An 18,051-nucleotide genomic window follows, 5' to 3' on the forward strand; every position below is an offset into this window, starting at 1 on the left:
TCCGCCGGTCAGGCCGTCGCAGCAGCAGCGGCGTCCTTGCGGGGCCGGCCGCGGCCGCGCTTGACGGCGACGACCTGGCCGCCGACGAACACCTCCCCGCCCCACACGCCCCACGGCTCCTCCCGCTCGAGGGCGCCGGCGAGGCAGCCCTCGAGCAGCGGGCAGGAGCGGCAGAGCGCCTTGGCCTGCTCGACCTCGGCGGTGCGCTCGGCGAACCACAGCTCGGGGTCGTTCGACCGGCACGGGATGAGGCCGGCGACGAGCGCGTCGAACTGCACGTCGGCGACGGTGGCGGCCTCGGCAGGGGGCCAGGGACCTGATCCACCCTGGTTGATCGTGTCGAGCAGCGTCGTGAGCCGCACGATGTCCTCCTGATGACTTGCGGGTTGAGCGAGGTGGCGGTGGATCCGCTGCTCGCCCAGCCCAGGCATCAGGCCGGGGGATGAGAGAAGCCGCGGAATCCGGTGGACTCCGCGGCCTGGTCGGGCTCGGTCATCGACTCAGATGACCGGACCTCCTGGGACGGAGTCGGGGGCGATCGCGCGATCGCGTGCACGCAGCCGGAGACCGGCGCCGCCGAAGCCCGAGGTGATCCCGGTGCTCCGGTGAGCGGACACAGAGGTCCCCTGGAACGCGCCGACGGTGGGTGCGATGAACGGCAGCGCGATGGCGCCCAGCTCGTTCGTCATGTACTTCTTCACAGCACCCACCTCCTTCGCGTGCTCGGGCCGGGCTGCTGACGCAGCGCGGCCTCCCATCAGGACTCGTTCACCGTAGAGGGGCCCGGCGGGGCCGCACAACCGAATTACCGACGAATCTTCGACGAGTTTCCGACGGTCATCCCGCGGCGCTCCCGGGGGCGCTCCCGTCGGCCGCCGCGGCGGGTCGGCGCCCGGCCACGATCGCCAGCAGGTCGGGCCCGTACCGGTCGATCTTGGCAGGCCCGATCCCCTGCACCCGCGCCAGCTCCGGCACGCTGCCGGGGCGCAGCTCCGCGATGGCGGACAGCGTGGCGTCGCCCAGCACGGTGTAGGTCGGCTTGGCCGTCTGCTTCGCCAGATCGGCACGCCACGCGTGCAGCGCCCCGAGGAGCTCCGCGTCGACCTCGCCCGTGAGGCGGGGGACGGCGCGCGGGCGGCCGTCACCGAAGCGCGCACGCCCCTCCTGCGGCCACAGCCCGTCGAGGAACCGCGAGCGCCGCCGGGTCGCCCGGCCGCCGGGCGTGCGGGACCGCCCGTAGGAGAGCTCGAGGTGCTGGCGGGCACGGGTGATGCCCACGTAGAGCAGCCGGCGCTCCTCGGCCAGGTCGGCCGCGGTGTCCGCGGACGCCCAGGGCACCAGGCCCTCGCTCAGCCCGCAGAGGTACACGGCGTCCCACTCCAGGCCCTTCGCGGCGTGCAGCGAGGCGAGCGTCACGCCCTCGACCGTCGGCGCGTGCTGGGCGGCGGCGCGCTCGTCGAGGTCCGCCACCAGGTCCGACACGGTGGCACGCCCGCCGGCGCGCTCGGCCGCCGCGGCCAGGTCGTCCGCCAGCGCGACCAGCGCGTGCAGCGTGTCCCAGCGCTCGCGCGCGGCACCACGGGCCGCCGGCGGCTCGTCGGACCACCCCGCCGAGCGCAGCGCGTCCCGCACCGTCTCCGTCATCGGGACGTCGGCGTCCGCCGCCACGGCCGCACCGCGCAGCCGCACGATCGCGTCCCGGACCTCCTTGCGGGCGAAGAACCGCTCGCCCCCGCGCAGGACGTAGCCGATGCCGACGTTCGCCAGCGCCTGCTCGAAGGCCTCCGACTGGGCGTTGGTCCGGTACAGCACGGCGATCTCGCTGGGGCGGGTGCCCGCGGCGATCAGCCGGCCGATCCGCGTCGCGACGCCCGCGGCCTCCGCCTCGTCGTCGTCGTACACCGCGAACCGCACGGGGCCGCCGGACGGCCGCTGCGCGATGAGCTCGAGCGGCTCCCAGCGGGCCGCGCGGTCCTTCGGGGCGCGGCGCAGCACCTCGTTGGCCAGGCCGACCACCTGCGGCGTCGACCGGTAGTCGCGGACCAGCCGCACCACCTCGGCCTTCGGGTGCTCGGCGGTGAACCGGGTGAGGTAGTGCGGCGTCGCCCCCGCGAACGAGTAGATGGTCTGGCTCGGGTCCCCGACCACGCACAGCTCGTCCCGGCCGCCGAGCCACTGGTCCAGCAGGAACTTCTGCAGCGGGGAGATGTCCTGGTACTCGTCCACCACGAACCGCCGGTACTGCGAGCGCACCTCGTCGGCGACGGCGCCGTTCTCCACCAGCATCCCCGCCAGCAGCCAGAGGATGTCCTCCATGTCCATGACGCCGCGCGCGTCCTTGGCGTCCTCGTACGCCGTGATGAGCCGTGCCACCACCTGGTGGTCGTGCCCGGCGGGTGCCGGCCGGTCCGCCGCGGCGGCGGAGCGCACGTAGTCCTCCGACGTGATCCGCGAGACCTTGGCCCACTCGATCTCCGACGCCAGGTCGCGCACCGCGACGCGGTCGACCGACAGCCCGAGCCGGTGGCACGCGTCGGCGACGACCGGCGCCTTCTGCGCCAGCAGCGTCGGCACGGGGCCGCCGACCACGCGCGGCCAGAAGTACCGGAGCTGGCGCAGCGCCGCCGAGTGGAACGTGCGGGCCTGCACGCCGGGCACGCCGAGGTCGCGCAGCCGGGTGCGCATCTCCCCCGCCGCGCGGGCGGTGAACGTCACCGCGAGCACGCTGGTGGGCGCGTAGACGCCCGTCCGGACGCCGTACGCGATGCGGTGCGTGATCGCGCGGGTCTTGCCCGTGCCCGCACCGGCCAGCACGCAGACCGGCCCGGTGAGGGTGCGGGCGACGTCCCGCTGGTCGGGGTCGAGGGCGTCGAGCAGGTCGTCGGGAGACATCGCCGACGATCCTCGCACCTCCCGCCGACAGCCCGGCACCGTCGTCCCCAGACCGCCGCCCGGCCGCGGTCCGGGGCTGCGCGCGCGAGACGGCAGCGCGTGCTCCCGGACACGTCCGGGATGATCTGGCGGCGCCGGGACGTTCACCCGGTGGACCACCTCCCGAGACCCGAAGGCAGACGATGACCACCACGCAGGACCTGCCCGCCGCGGGCACCGTGACCATGTACTCGACCACCTGGTGCGGCTACTGCCGCCGGCTGAAGACGCAGCTCGACTCCGCCGGCATCGCCTACGCCGAGGTGGACATCGAGCAGACGCCGGACGCCGCCGCGTTCGTCGAGCAGGTCAACGGCGGCAACCAGACCGTGCCGACCGTGCTGTTCCCGGACGGCTCCGCCGCCACCAACCCCTCGCTGGTCCAGGTCCGCGAGCGCCTCGGCGCCTGACCCCGGACCGGGTGGTCAGCTGCGGTCAGCGGGCGGTCAGCGCACGCCGGGCGGTCCCGCCTCCTCGGAGGGCGGGGCGGCCCGGCGGCCCTGACGCCGCGTCGCCGGTGCTGCGGCCGCCACGGGTCCCGCCTGCTCGCCGGTGCCGGTCCGGCCGTCGCCGTCCGGCGCGGCCGTGCCACGGCTCCAGCCGTCGCCCAGCGGGCCGGTGGGCAACGGTCCGCCGAACCAGTCCTCGATCAGCGCCCGCGCGATCGAGGTGCCGGAGGGCAGCGCGACCGCGCCGCTCGCGACCTCGGCACGCAGCGTGTCCCGGTCGAACCAGCGGGCGGAGCGGAGCTCGACCCCGTCGACGGTGATGTCGGTGGACAGGGCGCGGGCGCGGAACCCCAGCATGAGCGACGCGGGGAACGGCCACGGCTGGCTGCCCCGGTACTCCACCTCGCCGACCACGACCGCCGACTCCTCGCGCACCTCGCGCCGGATCGCGTGCTCGACCGACTCCCCCGGCTCGACGAAGCCCGCCAGCGTCGAGAACCGGTGGGCGGGCCAGGCGGCGGAGCTGGCGAGCAGCAGCCGGTCGTCGTCGTCGACGACGGCCATGATCACGGCGGCGTCGGTCCTCGGGTAGTGGTCGGTCCCGTCCACCGGGCAGCGACGCACCCAGCCGCTGGACACGGGCGTGGTCTCCGCGCCGCAGCGCGGGCAGCGCGGGTTCCGGACGTGCCACTCGTAGAGCGCCACCGCGGCGGTCGCCAGGCCGGCGTCCCGGGCCGAGAGGTCGCCGCCGACCTCGCGCAGCGGGGTCCACTCGTCACCCGCAGCCAGGGCGGCGGTCGCGCCCTCCGGCACGTGGTGCGCGACGTACGCCGGACCGTCGGGGCGCTGCTCGCCGGGCGCCACCCCCGGAACCCGGTCGGCGTCGTCGTAGCCGAGGAACGCCCAGCGCTCCTCGAGGGAGCCGGACGGCGCCCGCAGCGCCGCCTCCTGCGGGGAGTACAGCGCCAGCGTGCGGCGGCGGCCCCGTGCGCGGGTGACCACCCGCCCGCCGGAGACCAGCAGCACGCGGGTGGAGTCGTCGTCGAGCAGCGCGGCGAGCAGGTCCTCGTCCGCGCGCAGGTCCGCGGCCCGGTCCGTGACCGTCCGCGACAGAGGGAGGTCGGAGGCGAACACGTCGCCACCGTACGCGTCGTGCGGCCGGGTCGCAGTCGGCGACCGGACGACGGGCGGTGACACGCCCGACGGCGCGCGCGGACGCGCCGCCGGGCCCGCGGGTCCTACCCTGGGGCGGTGCGTTCACCCCTCGCCCTCGCCGCTCTCGCGACCGTCGCCGTCCCCGGCTTCGACGCCCGCGAGGTGCGCGCCGCCGCGGCCGCGGGTGACGACGACGTCGCCCTGGTGACCGACGCGCAGCGCCACCACTGGGTGGTGCGCGCACCCCGGACCGCCGCCGCGGGCGCCGCGCTGGAGGCCGAGCTGGTCCTGCTGGGCGCCCTCGCGGACCAGGTGGACGCGGGGCGCCTGCCGTTCGACGTCCCGCGGGTCGCCGGGGCCGCGCCGCTCGAGGAGGGCGGCCGCGTGATCGTGCACCGCGAGCTCCCCGGGCGGCCCGTCGACCTGGAGCGCCTCGCACCCGGGCCGGGGGTCGCCGCGTCCCTGGGCCGGTCCATCGCCGCCCTGCACGAGCTGCCCGTCGCCGTCGTCGAGGACGCCGGCCTGCCCGTCTACGACGCGCCCGCCTACCGCGCGCGCCGCCTCGCCGAGGTCGACGAGGCCGCCCGCACCGGCCGGGTGCCCGCCACCCTGCTCCGCCGCTGGGAGGAGCGCCTCGAGGACGTCGCGCTGTGGAAGTTCAGCCCGGTCGTCCTGCACGGCGACCTGTCCGCGGACCACGTGCTCGTCGCCGACGGCGCCGTCACCGGCCTGCTGTCCTGGGGCGAGGCGAAGGTCGCCGACCCCGCCGACGACCTCGCCTGGCTGCTGGTCGCCGCCCCGCAGGAGGCGGTCGACTCGATCCTCGAGGCCTACCAGCTGCGCCGCACCGAGCTGACGGACCCGCACCTGGCCGAGCGGGCGCTGCTCGCCGGCGAGCTCGCCCTGGCCCGCTGGCTGCTCTACGGCGTGCGGTCGAAGGACGACGAGGTCGTCGCCGACGCGGTGCAGATGCTCGATGAGCTCGACGAGCAGACCCGCGACGTCGCCGAGCCGGGCGCCGCCCCGCTCTGACGCCGGCCGCCGCGCTCGCGCCCTCGCGCCGCCGCACGGCGACGCCCGGTCGTCACCTGCGACCGAGGTCGTCACCTGCGACCGAGGTCGTCCCGCAGGACTGACGACCTCGGGCGACATGACGACCTCGGGCCGCCGTGACGACGCCGGCGGCTCAGGCGTCGGGGGCGGGGGTGGCCGCCAGGAGGAGACGCTCGATCTCGTCGGCGCCGAGCAGGCGCTCGGGGCGGACGGTGCGGCCCGCGCCGACGTAGCAGAACGCCGCGCTGACCCGGTCCAGGGGCGTGCCCGTCCACCGGGACCACGCGAGCCGGTACACCGCGAGCTGCAGCTCGCGCACCGCGGTCGCGGAGGGATCGGTGGGCGGGGCGCCGGTCTTCCAGTCGACGACCACCACCGCGCCCGGGACACCGGGGCGCTCGGGGTCGCGGAACACCGCGTCGATCCGGGAGCGCAGCACGTACCCGGCCACGGTCGTCTCGACGTCCACCTCGATCGCGACGGGCTCGAGCGCCGCCCACGGGGTCGCGAGGAACGCGGCGCGCAGCGCGGCCTGGTCGGCGTCGACGGCCACGGAGTCGTCGTCGGCACCCGGCAGGTCGTCCAGGTCCACCAGCGCGGGCGTGCCGTAGAAGCCCTCGACCCACGCGTGGAACTGGGTGCCGCGCCGGGCCTGCGGGGACGGGCGGTTCGGCACCGGACGCCGGAGGGCGCGCGCGAACTCGTCGCCGTCGGACGCGAGCCGCACGACGGCGGACGCGGACAGGTGGGCGGGCAGCTCGACCTCGGGCCGCGGCCGCGCGTCCAGCGCGCGCTCCGCGAGCAGCAGGTCGACGGTCCGGTCCCACGCGGTCGCCGGGCGCGGCGTCCCGCTATCGGCACGGTCGGCGCTGTCGGCGCTGTCGGCGCTGTCGGCGCTGTCGGCACGGCCGGCGCTGTCGGCGCGGTCCGCACGGTCCGTGCGGGCGGCCCGGACCGCGGCGGCGGCCGCCTCCACCGCGGGGCGGCGCGAGGGGGCGCCGTCGCCCGCCCCGGCGAACGGGTCCACCGGCCACACCGCGGACGCGGACTCCTGGGTCCGGGGGTTCTCGGTGCCGTCGTCCGGGGAGTGCGACCAGCCGTCGACCCGGGCCAGCCCGGCGTCCACGACCTCGGTGAGGAACAGCGACGGCGGTCGGGGCCGGCTGCCGTCGCCCCACCACGCGCCGGTGAGCAGCAGCGCCGAGCGGGCGCGCGTGAACGCCACGTAGGCGAGCCGGCGCTCCTCGGCGACCTGGTGGTCCCCCGCGTCGCGGAGGAACTGCTGCCGCCGCTCCTCGAGGTCCTTCGGGTCGGCCGCGCCGGCGACCACCAGCTCCGGCAGGTCGTGCCGGTCGCCGCGCAGCGGGTACGGCAGCTCCCCGAGGCCCGTCAGCCACGCGGAGTCGGTGGGGCCGTCCTTGCCCTGGGTGCGGGTGGCCGGCAGCCCGCCGTCGACGAGGCCGGCGACGGCGACGACGTCCCACTCGAGGCCCTTGGCGGCGTGCACGGTGATGAGCTGGACCGCGTCCGGGTCGGGCTCGGCGACGGGCATGTCGAGGCCGTGCTCGTGGGCGTCGGCGGACTCCAGCCACGCGAGGAACCCGCCGAGGCTCGGGTCGTCGGTCGCGTCGGCATAGCGCACGGCGACCTCGCGGAACGCGTCCAGGTGCGCGCGGGCGCGCCCGGGCGCGACGCCGGGCCGCGCGGCCACCTCGATGTCCAGCCCCCAGAGCCGCTCGGCGTGCGCGACCAGCTCCGGCAGCGAGAGGTAGGTGTGCTGCCGCACGGCGCGGAGCACCTCGCCGACGGCCGTGACCCGGGCCAGGCCGCCCGGGGTGAGGCCGCGGCCCGACGGACTCCGCCAGCCGGGCGGGGGCGGCGAGTCGACCGCGTCGACGATGCTCCGCTCGTCGACGGCGTCGGCGACCACGGGCGCCGCGGCGGGCACCGCGTCCGGTGCGGCGTCCGGAGGTGGCGCCGACCCGGTGGTTCCCGCGGCGTCGTCCTCGGCCGCTCCCGCGGCGCGCCCCCGCGCCAGCGCCGCCGCGGCGCGGGCGTCCAGGCCCCGCGCGAGGTGCCCCGACCAGTCGGCGAGCGCGTGCAGGTCGGCGGCGCCGAGCCGCGTGCGCGCGCCGGTCAGCAGCCGCATCAGCGCGTCCCCGCGGGACGGGTCGTGGGCGGCCTGCAGCAGCGCGACGACGTCGACGACCTCGGGCGTCGCGAGCAGGCCGCCGAGCCCGACGACCTCGACCGGCAGGCCGGCCGCCCGCAGCGCGCGGTGCAGCACGGGGAACTGCGCGCGCTTGCGGCACAGCACCGCCGCGGACACCCGGGCACCGCCGGGCGCGGGCGCACCGCCGTCCACGCCCGGACCGCCCTCGGGCCGCCAGCGCGCGGCGACGAACTCCGCGACCGCCTGGGCCTCCTCCTCCAGCGTCGGGGCGAGGTGCGCCACCACGTCACCGGCGTCGGCGCCCGGCCGGGGCGCGAGCGTGGGCAGCGCGACCCGCGCCTTCCCGGGCCGGCGCAGCGGCTCGGCGACGCGGTTGGCGGCGTCCAGCACCGCGACGTCGTTCCGCCAGGACGTGGACAGCGCGTACACCGCCGCACGGCGCCGGTCGCCGTCGTCCGCGACGTCGGGGAAGTCCGCGGGGAACCGCTCGAGGCCGCCGGCGCTCGCCCCGCGCCAGCCGTAGATGGACTGGTGCGGGTCGCCGACGGCGGTGACGGGGTGACCGCCGCCGAACAGCGCCGACAGCAGCACCAGCTGGGCGTACGAGGTGTCCTGGTACTCGTCGAGCAGCACGACCCGGAACCGCGCCCGCTCCCCCGCCGCGACCTCGGGGACGTCCCGCGCGAGCCGGGCGGCGATGGCGACCTGGTCGCCGAAGTCGAGCGCGTCGGCCGCGCGCTTGCGCTCCCGGTACGCCGCCACCAGGTCGAGCACCCGCTGCCGCTCGCGCAGCGAGGCGACGAGGTCGCGGACCTTGGCGTAGGGCGCGCGCGGCGGGGTCCCGGGCGGCGTGTCCTCGATGGCGTCGACGATCGCGTCGATGCCGCGCCGGGCGCCGTCCGCGTCGAGCAGGTGCTCGTCGAGCGCGCCGGACAGCGTCAGCACCGCCTCGACGACGGTGGACACCGCGGCGGCGGAGTCGAGGTCGGCGGTCCACGACTCGACGACCTCGCTGGCCAGCTGCCACTGCGCCGCCTCGCCGAGCAGCCGAGCGGACGGCTCGACGCCGATGCGCAGCCCGTGGTCGGTGACCAGCGAGGCGGCGTACGCGTTGTACGTCGAGATGGTCGGCCGGGAGACGGTGAGCAGCGCGGCCCCGCCGTCGGCGGCGTCCTCCGCGACGGACAGCCCGGGCAGGTGCACGCCCTCGGCCGCGGCGTTGCGCGCCAGGTGCCGCAGCCGGCGGCGCACGCGCTCGGCGAGCTCGCCCGCTGCCTTGCGCGTGAACGTCAGCCCGAGCACCTCCTCGGGCGCGACCAGGCCGTTCGCGAGCAGCCACACCACGCGGGCGGCCATCGTCTCGGTCTTCCCGGACCCGGCGCCGGCGACGACCAGGGCGGGCCGCAGCGGGGACTCGATGACGGCGACCTGCTCGTCCGTGGGCGGGTCGCGGTGCAGCAGCGCGGCGACGTCGCGGGCGGACAGCACCGGGGCGGCCGTGCACACGGGCGCGGTGCTCACCCGACCACCTGCCCGCCCTCGTCGCGCAGCGGGCACGACCGCCGGACCGGGCACCGGTCGCAGAGCGGGTTCACCGTGGCGGCGAACGACGAGGCGGCCATCCGCTCCGCCACCTCCTCGATGTGCGCCCGCGCCCAGGACGGGTCCTGCGGGGACTCCGGGCCGATCGCCGGCTGGGCACGCAGCGCCGCCCTCGCCTTGTTCACGTCGGACACGTACACCAGCTGCGCACCCGCGCTGCGGGCCTCGGGGGGCAGCCCCTCGACCGCGCCCGCGTCGACGGCGAGCTGGTACGCCCCGAGCTGGGGGTTGGTCTGCGCCTCCTGGGCGGACGGCGCGGACCGGCCGGTCTTGAGGTCGACGACGCGCACGGGCACGGTCCCCGCGTCACCGGGCACGTCGGCACCGGGCACGTCGGCACCGGGCACGTCGGCACCGGGCACGTCGGCCCGCTCGACCCGGTCCAGCGTCCCGCGCACGACCGCGCGCTCCAGCTCCAGCTCGAACCGGGCCTCGACCGCCAGCGGCTCCCCCGCGGTGGCGAGGTAGTCGGCGAGCCGGCCCACCATCGCCTCGGCGCGGCGGCGTTCCAGCGTCGCCGGCCAGCCGTTGCCCAGCCCGAGCTCGGGCCACCGCCGGTCGAGCTCCGCGAGCAGCGCCTCCCGGCCGCCGCGCGGATGGGTCTGCGCGAGCGCGTGCACGAGGGTGCCGAGCGACTGCCGGGCGCTGCTGGGGGCGGTCCCGCCCGCGGCCTCCAGGGCCCAGCGCAGCGTGCAGGTCCCGGCGGTCTCGACCCGCGACGGGGAGACCGTCACGCGCTCCCCGGGCGCCCAGAGCGGGTCGTCGCTCGACGGGTCCGCCAGGCCGTGCCACTCGGCGGGGTCCGCGCCCGGTACGCCCTCGTCGGCCAGGCGCGCGAGGACCGCGGCCGCGCCGCCGTCGGGCCCGCCGTCGCGCGCGGACTGCTCGAGCCGGCCCCGCAGCTGGGCCACGAGCCCGCGCAGGTCCAGCGGCGCGGGCGCGACGGCGCGGCGGGGGTCGTCGTCCTCGTCGTGCGGCTCGACCAGGTCGAGGAACGGCGACGGCTGGTCGTCCTCGTCGGACACGGCGGTCACCAGCAGGACCCGCCGGGCGCGGGAGACCGCCACGTGGAACGAGCGCAGCTCGTCGGCGAGCACCGCCGCACGGGCCGCCGCCCCGTCCGCGGGCCGGTCCGACGACGGGGCGCCCCGGCCGGACAGCACGTCGACCAGCGCCTGCGAGCCCAGCAGCGAGTCGCGCAGCCGCAGGTCGGGCCAGACGCCCTCCTGCACCCCGGCGACCGCGACGACGTCCCACTCGCGGCCGGCCGCACCCGCGGGCGTCAGCACGGAGACGGCGTCCCTGCTCGCACGGGCCGCGATGGTGTCGGACGGCAGCTCCTGCGCCTCGACCCACTCGAGGAACGCCGCCGCCCGGGCCTGGGGCATCCGGTCGACGAACGTCTCGGCCGCGCGGAACAGCGCGAGCACCGCGTCGAGGTCGCGGTCGGCGCGCGCGCCGCCCGGCCCGCCGGCGAGCGCCGCCCGACGCCAGGGCTCCACGAGCCCGGAGGCGTCCCAGATCGCCCACAGCACGCTCTGCGCGTCGGCACCCGGCGCGGTCGCGGCGGCACGGCCCTCGGCCAGCACGGTCGCGAGCCGGGTCACGGGACGGCGCACCCCCGCCGGGAGCGCCGCGGCGCGCGCGGGCAGCCCGAGCACCTCGACCAGCAGCTCGTCGCTCGGGCGGCCGCCCCCGGCCGCGACCTCCTCGGACCGGAGCCCGCGGCGCAGCCGACGCAGGCCGACCGCGTCGAGCCCGCCGAGGGGCGACAGGCACAGCCGGGCGGCCAGCTCGGCGTCGAGCGCGGCGCCGCCGCCGTCCGGGCCGAGCGCGCAGCGCAGCGCGTCGAGCAGCGGGCGCACCGCCGGCTCGTCGCGCAGCGGCACGTCGCTGCCCACGACCGCCACGGGCACCTGCGCCGACCCGAGCGCGCGCCGCAGCGCCGTCACCTGGCCGCCCGACCGGGCGATCACGGCCATCTCGGCCCACGGGGTGCCGTCCTCCAGGTGCGCGCGGCGCAGCGCGTGCGCCACCCACGCCGCCTCCTGCGCCGCGCTGGGCAGCACCGCGGCCCGCACCAGGTCCCGCGGGACCGCGTGCGCGCCGGCGTCCGCCGGGGTGGGCAGGACGCCGCCGGCCCGGGTCACGGGCAGCGCGCGCCGGTGCGCGGCGCCGCCCACCACCGCGACCCGCTCGGCCACCCGCGCCGTGACTGCGCGCAGCGCCGGCCCGTGCCGCCGGACGCCGTCCAGCAGCATCCGGTGCGCGCCGAGCTCCCCCGGGCCGTCGCCGTGGACGTCCGCGCGGCCGACCAGGGCGGGTGTGGCACCGCGGAACGTCTGCACCGCCGCGTCGGGGTCGGCGAGCAGCAGCAGCCGGGCGCCGTCGTCCTGCAGCACCCGGAGCAGGCGGGCGGTCGCCTCGGTGGCCTCCTGGTAGTCGTCGACGACGACGAGCCGCCAGCGCGGGCGCGGCCTGCCGGGCAGCTCGGCGTCCCACGCGCGCAGCGCCTCGGCGGCCTCCTCGACCACGACGGCCGGGTCGAGCCGGGCGCCGGCGTCGGGCGTGCCGGTGCGCAGGGTGGTGACGTCCAGGTACTCCTCGTACAGCGCCGCGGCGGACACCCACTCGGGACGGCCGTGCCGCTCGCCCAGCAGCGCCAGGTCCTCGGGCACCAGCCCGCGCTCGGCGGCGCGCATCAGCAGGTCGCGCAGCTCGCCGCGGAACGCCCGCAGCGTCAGCGCCTCGTCCGGGACGCCGGCGGGCCACCGCAGCGGGACCCCGTCCCCGGCCGCGTGCCCCGCCAGCAGCTCGGCCAGCGCGAGGTCCTGCTCCGGCCCGGAGATCAGCGTCGGCGCCGGCTCCCCCAGCAGCCCGGCCCGCGCACGCAGGACGGCGAACGCGGCGGAGGCCGCGGTGCGCACCATCGCCTGGCCCGTGGTCCGGCGGACCCGGCCGCCGATCCGGTCGCGCAGCTCCGCCGCCGCGCGCCGGCCGGAGGCCAGCACGAGCACCTCGTCCGGCCGCGGGAGGTCCGGCGGCGCGAACAGCGCGTCGTCGTCCGCCCCGAGGGCCGCGGCCACCGCCTCGACCGCGAGGAGCGTCTTGCCCGTCCCCGCGGCGCCCACCACGAGCAGCGCCGGGTCCCCGCCCGCCAGCAGCCGCTCGACCACCGCGCGCTGGTCCGCGCCGAGCCGCACCGGGGCGGGCACGTCGGCCAGCGCCGGCCGCACCAGGCGCAGCGCGCCCCCGCTCGGCGGGGCGGTCAGGGTCGGGTTCACGGGCCCGATCCCATCACACGCCACCGACACCGCCGACCGCCCGGACGCCGCCTCGGGAGCCGCGACCGGCTGGCTATCATCGCCCGATGGACCTCTCCCCGGCAGGCCCGTCGGACCCGTCAGGCCCGTCGCGCGGCGGACGCCCGGCGCGCATGCCCCGCGCGGTGCGGCGCGCCCAGGTGCTGCAGATCGCGCAGGAGCTGTTCACCTCCGAGGGCTTCCACCACGTGTCGATGGACGACATCGCCGACCGGGCCGAGGTCAGCAAGCCGGTCCTCTACCGGCACTTCCCGTCCAAGCTGGACCTGTACCTGACGGTCGTCGACGCCCGCGGCGACGCGCTGCTGTCCGCCGTCGACGCGGCCGTGGCCACGCACCCGCCGGGCGAGGTCCGGCCGCACGACGCCCGCGCGATCGTCACCGGGGTCGTCCGCGCCTACCTGGACTTCGTCGACGGGGCGGGCGAGTCGTCGGCGCTCCTGTTCGAGTCCGACGTCCGGCACGACCTGGAGGTCCGTGCGCGCGTCGAGCGGGCGACGGAGGCGGTGACCCGCCGCCTCGAGACGGTGCTGGCCGACGTCGCCGGGCTGCCGCGGGGCACCGCCGCCCTCCTGGCCCCGTCGATCGCCGCGATGGCGCAGGCGGCGGCGACCCGGCGGCTGCGGGCACCCGACGCGGCCGACGCCGGCACCGCCCGGGAGACGGCCGTGCTCGTCGCGCGGCTGGCCTGGGGCGGCGTCGCCGACTTCGTCCCGGGCGGGGCGGGCGGGGCCGCCGGGGCCGGCGGGCCCGCGGAGTCGGCCGTGGGCGAACGCGGCCCCGTCGGCGGACCCGGGGACGCGACCCCGGCCTAGGATGTGCGAGCAGCATCGCAGCATCACCCCGAGCGAGGAGACGACGAAGCGTGGACATCACGATCGGTGTGCAGAACCTGCCCCGCGAGCTGGTGATCGAGTCGGACCAGACGGCCGACGAGGTCACCGCCGCCGTCAGCGCCGCTCTGGACGGCAAGTCGGTCCTCGAGCTGGTCGACAGCCGCGGGCGGCGCGTGATCGTGCCGTCCGCCTCGATCGGCTACGTCGAGATCGGCACGGAGTCGAAGGGGCGCGTCGGCTTCGGCGCGATCTGACCTCTCGCACGACCGACGACGCCCCGCACCGGACCGGTGCGGGGCGTCGTCGCGTGCGGGCGGCCGTGCGGCGTCAGGCCGTCAGGCCGAGGCGCGACATCCGGCGGGTGTGCTCCGCAGTGAGCTCGCCGAACAGCTTCGCGGGCGCTGCGGGGTCGTCGACCGCGTCCGTGCCCGGTGCGGCGTCGGCGGCGGCTGAACGGGCGACCGCCTCCGCCGCCTCGGTGTCGCGCCGGGTGACCAGGCGGCCCAGCCCGGGGTGCGCGGACATCGCCTGCTGCACGACGCCGAGCGCCTCCCCGACCAGACGACGCCCCCACAGCGCGAGCCGGGACACCAGCACGGCGTCGTCCGCGCCCGCCGCCTCCAGCTCCCCGACGGCGAGGTTGGCGTGGTCCGCGTCGTCGAGCACCTCGAGCAGCAGCGCCCGGGAGTCGTCGTCGACCGCTGACGCGGCGATGCGGCAGAAGTCGTCGGACACGCCGTCGGCCACGTACGACCGCAGCAGGCGCTCCCACCACGTGGAGGGCTGGGTGCGGGAGTCGAAGTCCTCGAGCAGGCGGGCGTACGCGCCGAGGCAGAGCTCGGGGTCGCCGCCGAGCTCGACCACGCGGGCGAGCACCCGGTCGCGGCGGTCGACGGCCGCGGCGGCGAGCCGGCTCAGCTCCAGCTGCTGCGCGGTGGAGGGCGCGACACGGGCGTCCTCGGCGAGCCGGTTGAACGCGACGTGCTGCAGGTGGGCGACGAGCCCGAGCAGCTCGACGGTGTCGGCGGCGGCGGGCGCGGGTGCGTCGGGAACGGCGTCGGTCATCCGGGCAGCGTAGCGCCGCGGCCGCGCGACGGCGGCGCCCGGCTAGGATGACGCCCAGCTGAGGGACTGACGGACGCGACCTGGTGGCGGGGAGGCGCGTCGCCCGTCTCGTGCACCCGGAGGGTCCCTCGTGTCCGCCCTGAGCGCCTACGCGCGTCTGTTCCGCCTGGCAGGTCCTGCCTACGTCGTCGTCGCCTTCCTCGGCCGCCTGCCGATGGCGATGGCCCAGCTCGGCGCCCTGCTCCTCGTCTCCACCGCCACCGGCACCTACGGCCTCGGCGGGCTCGCCGCCGGCACGCTCGCGGTCGCCAACGCGGTCGGCGCCCCGGTCGCGGGCGGGCTCGCCGACCGGTTCGGCCAGCGCCCCGTCGTCCTGGTCCAGTCGCTCGCCGGGGCGCTGTCGCTGACGGCCCTGACCCTGCTCGCCGACGGGGGCGCGTCGGGCGCCGTGCTCGTGGCCGTCGCCGGGGTCACGGGCCTCGCGCTGCCGCAGGTCGGTCCCCTGGCGCGCGTGCGCTGGCGGCCGATCACCGCCGGCGGTGGCACGTCCGGCGCCGAGCAGCGCCGCCTGGTCGACGCCGCGTTCTCCTACGAGGGCGCGGTCGACGAGGCGTCGTTCGCGATCGGCCCGGCGCTGGTCGGCGTCGTGGCCGTCGCGCTGTCCCCCGCGGGTGCCCTGCTGACCGCCGCCGTGCTGCTCGCGGTGTTCGGCACGGCGTTCGCCCTGCACCCCACCGCGCGCCGCACCGCGACCGGCCCGCACGTGCGGCCCGCCGGGCGGCTGCTGACCCCGGCGTTCGCCGTGCTGGTCGTCGCGCAGGCCGCGGTCGGCGTGCTGTTCGGCTCGGTCCAGACGGGTACCACGGTGCTCGCCACGCAGGCCGGCCAGCCGGGCCTCGCCGGCCTGGTGCACGCGGTGCTGGGCGTCGGCAGCGCGGCGGCCGGGATCGGGACCGCGTTCATCCCGGCGCGGGTGGGGCACCAGCGGCGGGTGCTGGTCGCCGCCGCCGCGATGGTCGCGCTGTCCTGGCCGCTGCTGCTGGTCGGGTCGCTGCCCTCCCTCACGGCGGCCGTCGCCGTCCTCGGCTTCGCGATCGCGCCCTACATGATCGGCGTGTTCTCCCTGGGCGAGCGCGTCGTGCCCGCCGGGCGGACGGGCGCGGCGATGACCGCCCTCGCCAGCGCGACCGGGGTCGGGTACGCGCTCGGGTCGAGCGTCGCGGGGCGGCTGGCGGACGTGTCCGGGCACCGTGCGGCGTTCGCGGTGACCGTGACGGCGACCGTGGTCGCGCTCGCGCTGGCCGCGACCCAGCAGCGCCGGCTGACCCGGGCGCTGCGCACGGCCGAGGCGCCGGACGCCGAGGTCACCGTCGCGGTCCCCGCGGGCTGACGCGCTCCCGCCGCGCCAGCGGGGCCTGGCGTCCAGGGCCCGGGACGCGGCAGATGCGTATCATGGCCGTGTTCATCGGTTGCCCGGTCGTCTCGACCTCGGTGCTCCTCGAGCGGCGCGACGCCCACCGGCGCGCGGCCCGCCTCGACTGACCTGCACGATCGGCTGCCGGACCACCTGTGGCGATGCCCGTCGCGGATCCGCTCGCGGGCGCGACGTGCGGCACGCCACCTGCACGAGTGAAGAGCAGTCCGTGACCTCGACCGAACCCACCACCGACGCCGGCCTCGCGCCCGAGGACGTCGCCGTGGAGACCATCGACACCCCGACCGCCGCGTCCGTCCAGGCGGCCGACGTGACCTTCGCGGACTTCGCCGTCCGCCCGGAGATCGTCGCCTCCCTCGCCGACGCCGGCATCACCACCCCGTTCCCGATCCAGGCGATGACCCTGCCCGTGGCGCTGTCGGGCCACGACATCATCGGCCAGGCCAAGACCGGTACCGGCAAGACGCTGGGCTTCGGCGTCCCGCTGCTGCACCGCGTCGTCGCCCCGGACGAGGAGGGCTTCGACGCCCTGCCCGCCCCCGGCAAGCCGCAGGCCCTGGTCATCGTCCCCACCCGCGAGCTCGCGGTGCAGGTGGCCGGCGACCTGGAGACGGCGTCCAGGCGCCGCTCGGTCCGCATCGCCCTCCTGTACGGCGGCCGCGCCTACGAGCCGCAGCTCGAGATGCTGCAGCGCGGCGTCGAGGTCGTCGTCGGCACGCCGGGTCGCATGATCGACCTGATGAACCAGGGCCACCTGGACCTGTCGCGCGTCAAGTGCGTCGTGCTGGACGAGGCCGACGAGATGCTCGACCTCGGGTTCCTCCCCGACGTCGAGAAGCTGCTGGCCCGCACGCCGGCCTCGCGGCACACGATGCTGTTCTCGGCCACCATGCCCGGGGCCGTCGTGGCGATGGCGCGCCGCTACATGACGCAGCCGACGCACATCCGCGCGAGCGAGCCGGACGACGTCGGCAAGACCGTCAAGAACATCAAGCAGGTCGTCTACCGCGCCCACGCGCTGGACAAGGTCGAGGTGCTGGCCCGCATCCTGCAGTCCGAGGGCCGCGGCCTGACGATCGTGTTCGCCCGCACCAAGCGCACCGCGGCCAAGGTGGCCGACGAGCTGGTGGACCGCGGGTTCGCCGCCGGCGCGCTGCACGGCGACCTGGGCCAGGGTGCCCGCGAGCAGGCGCTCCGCGCGTTCCGCAACGGCAAGGTCGACGTCCTGGTCGCCACCGACGTCGCCGCCCGCGGCATCGACGTCGACGACGTCACGCACGTCATCAACTACCAGTGCCCCGAGGACGAGAAGACGTACCTGCACCGCACCGGCCGCACCGGCCGCGCGGGCAACAAGGGCACGGCCGTCACGTTCGTGGACTGGGACGACGTCCCTCGCTGGGGCCTGATCAACAAGGCGCTGGAGCTCGGCTTCCCCGAGCCGCAGGAGACCTACTCCAGCTCCCCGCACCTGTTCACCGACCTGAACATCCCCGCCGGCACCACCGGGCGGCTCCCCCGCTCCAAGCGGACCCGCGAGGGCCTGGGCGCCGAGGTGCTCGAGGACCTGGGCGAGACCGGCAAGCGGCACACCCCGAGCCGGGACTCCGGTTCGCGGGACGGCGGGCGCGGCTCGCGCGACGGCGGCCACGGACCCCGCGGCGAGGGCGCGGGGCGCGGCGAGCGCGGCGAGCGCGGTCCCCGCACCGAGGGCGAGGGCGGCGGCCGGCGCGAGCGTCGTCGCGGCGGCTCGGGCTCCGGCGAGGGCGCCGCGGCGACCACCGAGGCGTCGGCCCGGCCCGCCGAGGGCTCGACCGGCCCTGTCGAGGGTCGCTCCGAGGACGGCGCGGCCCCGCGTCGCCGCCGCAACCGCCGCCGTACCCGCAGCGGCGGCGAGGGCGCGTCGGCGACGCAGCCGGCCCAGCCGGCCCAGGCCCCCACGGAGGCCTGAGCAGCACCCGCAGCACCCGCGAGGGCGTCCCGGCACGAGCCGGGGCGCCCTCGCGTCGTCTCGGGTCGCCGCCATCGG

Annotated in this window: 13 protein-coding genes; 6 read left to right on the forward strand and 7 right to left on the reverse strand. The window is 77.7% G+C overall.

The genetic code is table 11. The features are described 5' to 3' along the window. Positions 1–8 precede the first annotated feature (8 nt). The 3 genes from ACWPWW_RS06655 to ACWPWW_RS06665 form a co-directional block, all read right to left on the reverse strand. Complete coding sequence (locus ACWPWW_RS06655) at positions 9–362, reverse strand: WhiB family transcriptional regulator (protein ID WP_454049550.1); 354 nt, start codon at positions 360–362, stop codon at positions 9–11. A gap of 138 nt (positions 363–500) precedes the next feature. Beyond that, positions 501–758 carry a hypothetical protein gene (locus ACWPWW_RS06660; RefSeq protein WP_454049551.1) on the reverse strand — a complete coding sequence of 86 codons (258 nt, stop codon included), beginning with the start codon at positions 756–758 and terminating at the stop codon, positions 501–503. A gap of 79 nt (positions 759–837) precedes the next feature. Further along, positions 838–2,892, reverse strand: a complete 2,055-nt coding sequence (locus ACWPWW_RS06665) for an ATP-dependent helicase (RefSeq protein WP_454049552.1) — start codon at positions 2,890–2,892, stop codon at positions 838–840. A 182-nt stretch (positions 2,893–3,074) separates the two neighbouring features. Between ACWPWW_RS06665 and ACWPWW_RS06670 the strand changes: the two genes are divergently transcribed. Continuing rightward, the gene (locus ACWPWW_RS06670; protein ID WP_454049553.1) at positions 3,075–3,341 is read left to right on the forward strand and encodes a mycoredoxin; all 267 of its coding nucleotides are present in this window, start codon (positions 3,075–3,077) and stop codon (positions 3,339–3,341) included. Positions 3,342–3,377: 36 nt separating this feature from the next. Here the strand turns inward: ACWPWW_RS06670 and nudC are convergent, their stop codons facing one another. Next, positions 3,378–4,514: an NAD(+) diphosphatase gene (nudC, locus tag ACWPWW_RS06675; protein WP_454049554.1), complete on the reverse strand. Its 1,137-nt coding sequence runs from the start codon at positions 4,512–4,514 to the stop codon at positions 3,378–3,380. 117 nt (positions 4,515–4,631) lie between these two features. On the opposite strand from nudC, the gene ACWPWW_RS06680 reads away from it, so the two are divergent. After that, positions 4,632–5,567 carry a phosphotransferase gene (locus ACWPWW_RS06680; protein ID WP_454049555.1) on the forward strand — a complete coding sequence of 312 codons (936 nt, stop codon included), beginning with the start codon at positions 4,632–4,634 and terminating at the stop codon, positions 5,565–5,567. Between the two features lie 154 nt (positions 5,568–5,721). On the opposite strand, the gene ACWPWW_RS06685 is transcribed toward ACWPWW_RS06680, so the two are convergent. Together ACWPWW_RS06685 and ACWPWW_RS06690 are read right to left on the reverse strand one after the other, a co-directional pair. Then, the gene (locus tag ACWPWW_RS06685; RefSeq protein WP_454049556.1) at positions 5,722–9,282 is read right to left on the reverse strand and encodes an ATP-dependent DNA helicase; all 3,561 of its coding nucleotides are present in this window, start codon (positions 9,280–9,282) and stop codon (positions 5,722–5,724) included. After that, entirely contained in the window at positions 9,279–12,647 is a 3,369-nt protein-coding gene (locus ACWPWW_RS06690) for an ATP-dependent helicase (protein ID WP_454049557.1), read from the reverse strand. Before ACWPWW_RS06690 ends, ACWPWW_RS06685 begins: the two co-directional genes overlap by 4 nt. An 86-nt stretch (positions 12,648–12,733) precedes the next feature. Between ACWPWW_RS06690 and ACWPWW_RS06695 the strand changes: the two genes are divergently transcribed. Continuing rightward, positions 12,734–13,501, forward strand: coding sequence for a TetR/AcrR family transcriptional regulator (locus tag ACWPWW_RS06695; protein WP_454049558.1), 768 nt, complete (start codon positions 12,734–12,736; stop codon positions 13,499–13,501). A gap of 50 nt (positions 13,502–13,551) precedes the next feature. After that, positions 13,552–13,776: a DUF3107 domain-containing protein gene (locus ACWPWW_RS06700; RefSeq protein WP_454049559.1), complete on the forward strand. Its 225-nt coding sequence runs from the start codon at positions 13,552–13,554 to the stop codon at positions 13,774–13,776. Positions 13,777–13,849: 73 nt separating this feature from the next. Here ACWPWW_RS06700 and ACWPWW_RS06705 read toward each other — a convergent pair whose 3' ends face one another. Next, positions 13,850–14,587, reverse strand: coding sequence for a ferritin-like fold-containing protein (locus ACWPWW_RS06705; protein WP_454049560.1), 738 nt, complete (start codon positions 14,585–14,587; stop codon positions 13,850–13,852). Positions 14,588–14,717: 130 nt separating this feature from the next. Between ACWPWW_RS06705 and ACWPWW_RS06710 the strand changes: the two genes are divergently transcribed. Together ACWPWW_RS06710 and ACWPWW_RS06715 are read left to right on the forward strand one after the other, a co-directional pair. Next, the gene (locus ACWPWW_RS06710; protein ID WP_454049561.1) at positions 14,718–15,977 is read left to right on the forward strand and encodes an MFS transporter; all 1,260 of its coding nucleotides are present in this window, start codon (positions 14,718–14,720) and stop codon (positions 15,975–15,977) included. A 253-nt stretch (positions 15,978–16,230) separates the two neighbouring features. Further along, entirely contained in the window at positions 16,231–17,973 is a 1,743-nt protein-coding gene (locus tag ACWPWW_RS06715) for a DEAD/DEAH box helicase (RefSeq protein ID WP_454049562.1), read from the forward strand. Positions 17,974–18,051: the final 78 nt, after the last annotated feature.

The organism is Cellulomonas sp. Marseille-Q8402, assembly GCF_965119525.1.

What these genes read in the sequence shown, in the direction of transcription:
- ACWPWW_RS06660 (WP_454049551.1), bottom strand. Translation starts at nt 758, where the DNA reads ATGGGAGGCCGCGCTGCGTCAGCAGCCCGGCCCGAGCACGCGAAGGAG.
- ACWPWW_RS06665 (WP_454049552.1), bottom strand. Translation starts at nt 2,892, where the DNA reads ATGTCTCCCGACGACCTGCTCGACGCCCTCGACCCCGACCAGCGGGAC.
- ACWPWW_RS06670 (WP_454049553.1), top strand. Translation starts at nt 3,075, where the DNA reads ATGACCACCACGCAGGACCTGCCCGCCGCGGGCACCGTGACCATGTAC.
- ACWPWW_RS06695 (WP_454049558.1), top strand. Translation starts at nt 12,734, where the DNA reads ATGGACCTCTCCCCGGCAGGCCCGTCGGACCCGTCAGGCCCGTCGCGC.
- ACWPWW_RS06705 (WP_454049560.1), bottom strand. Translation starts at nt 14,587, where the DNA reads ATGACCGACGCCGTTCCCGACGCACCCGCGCCCGCCGCCGCCGACACC.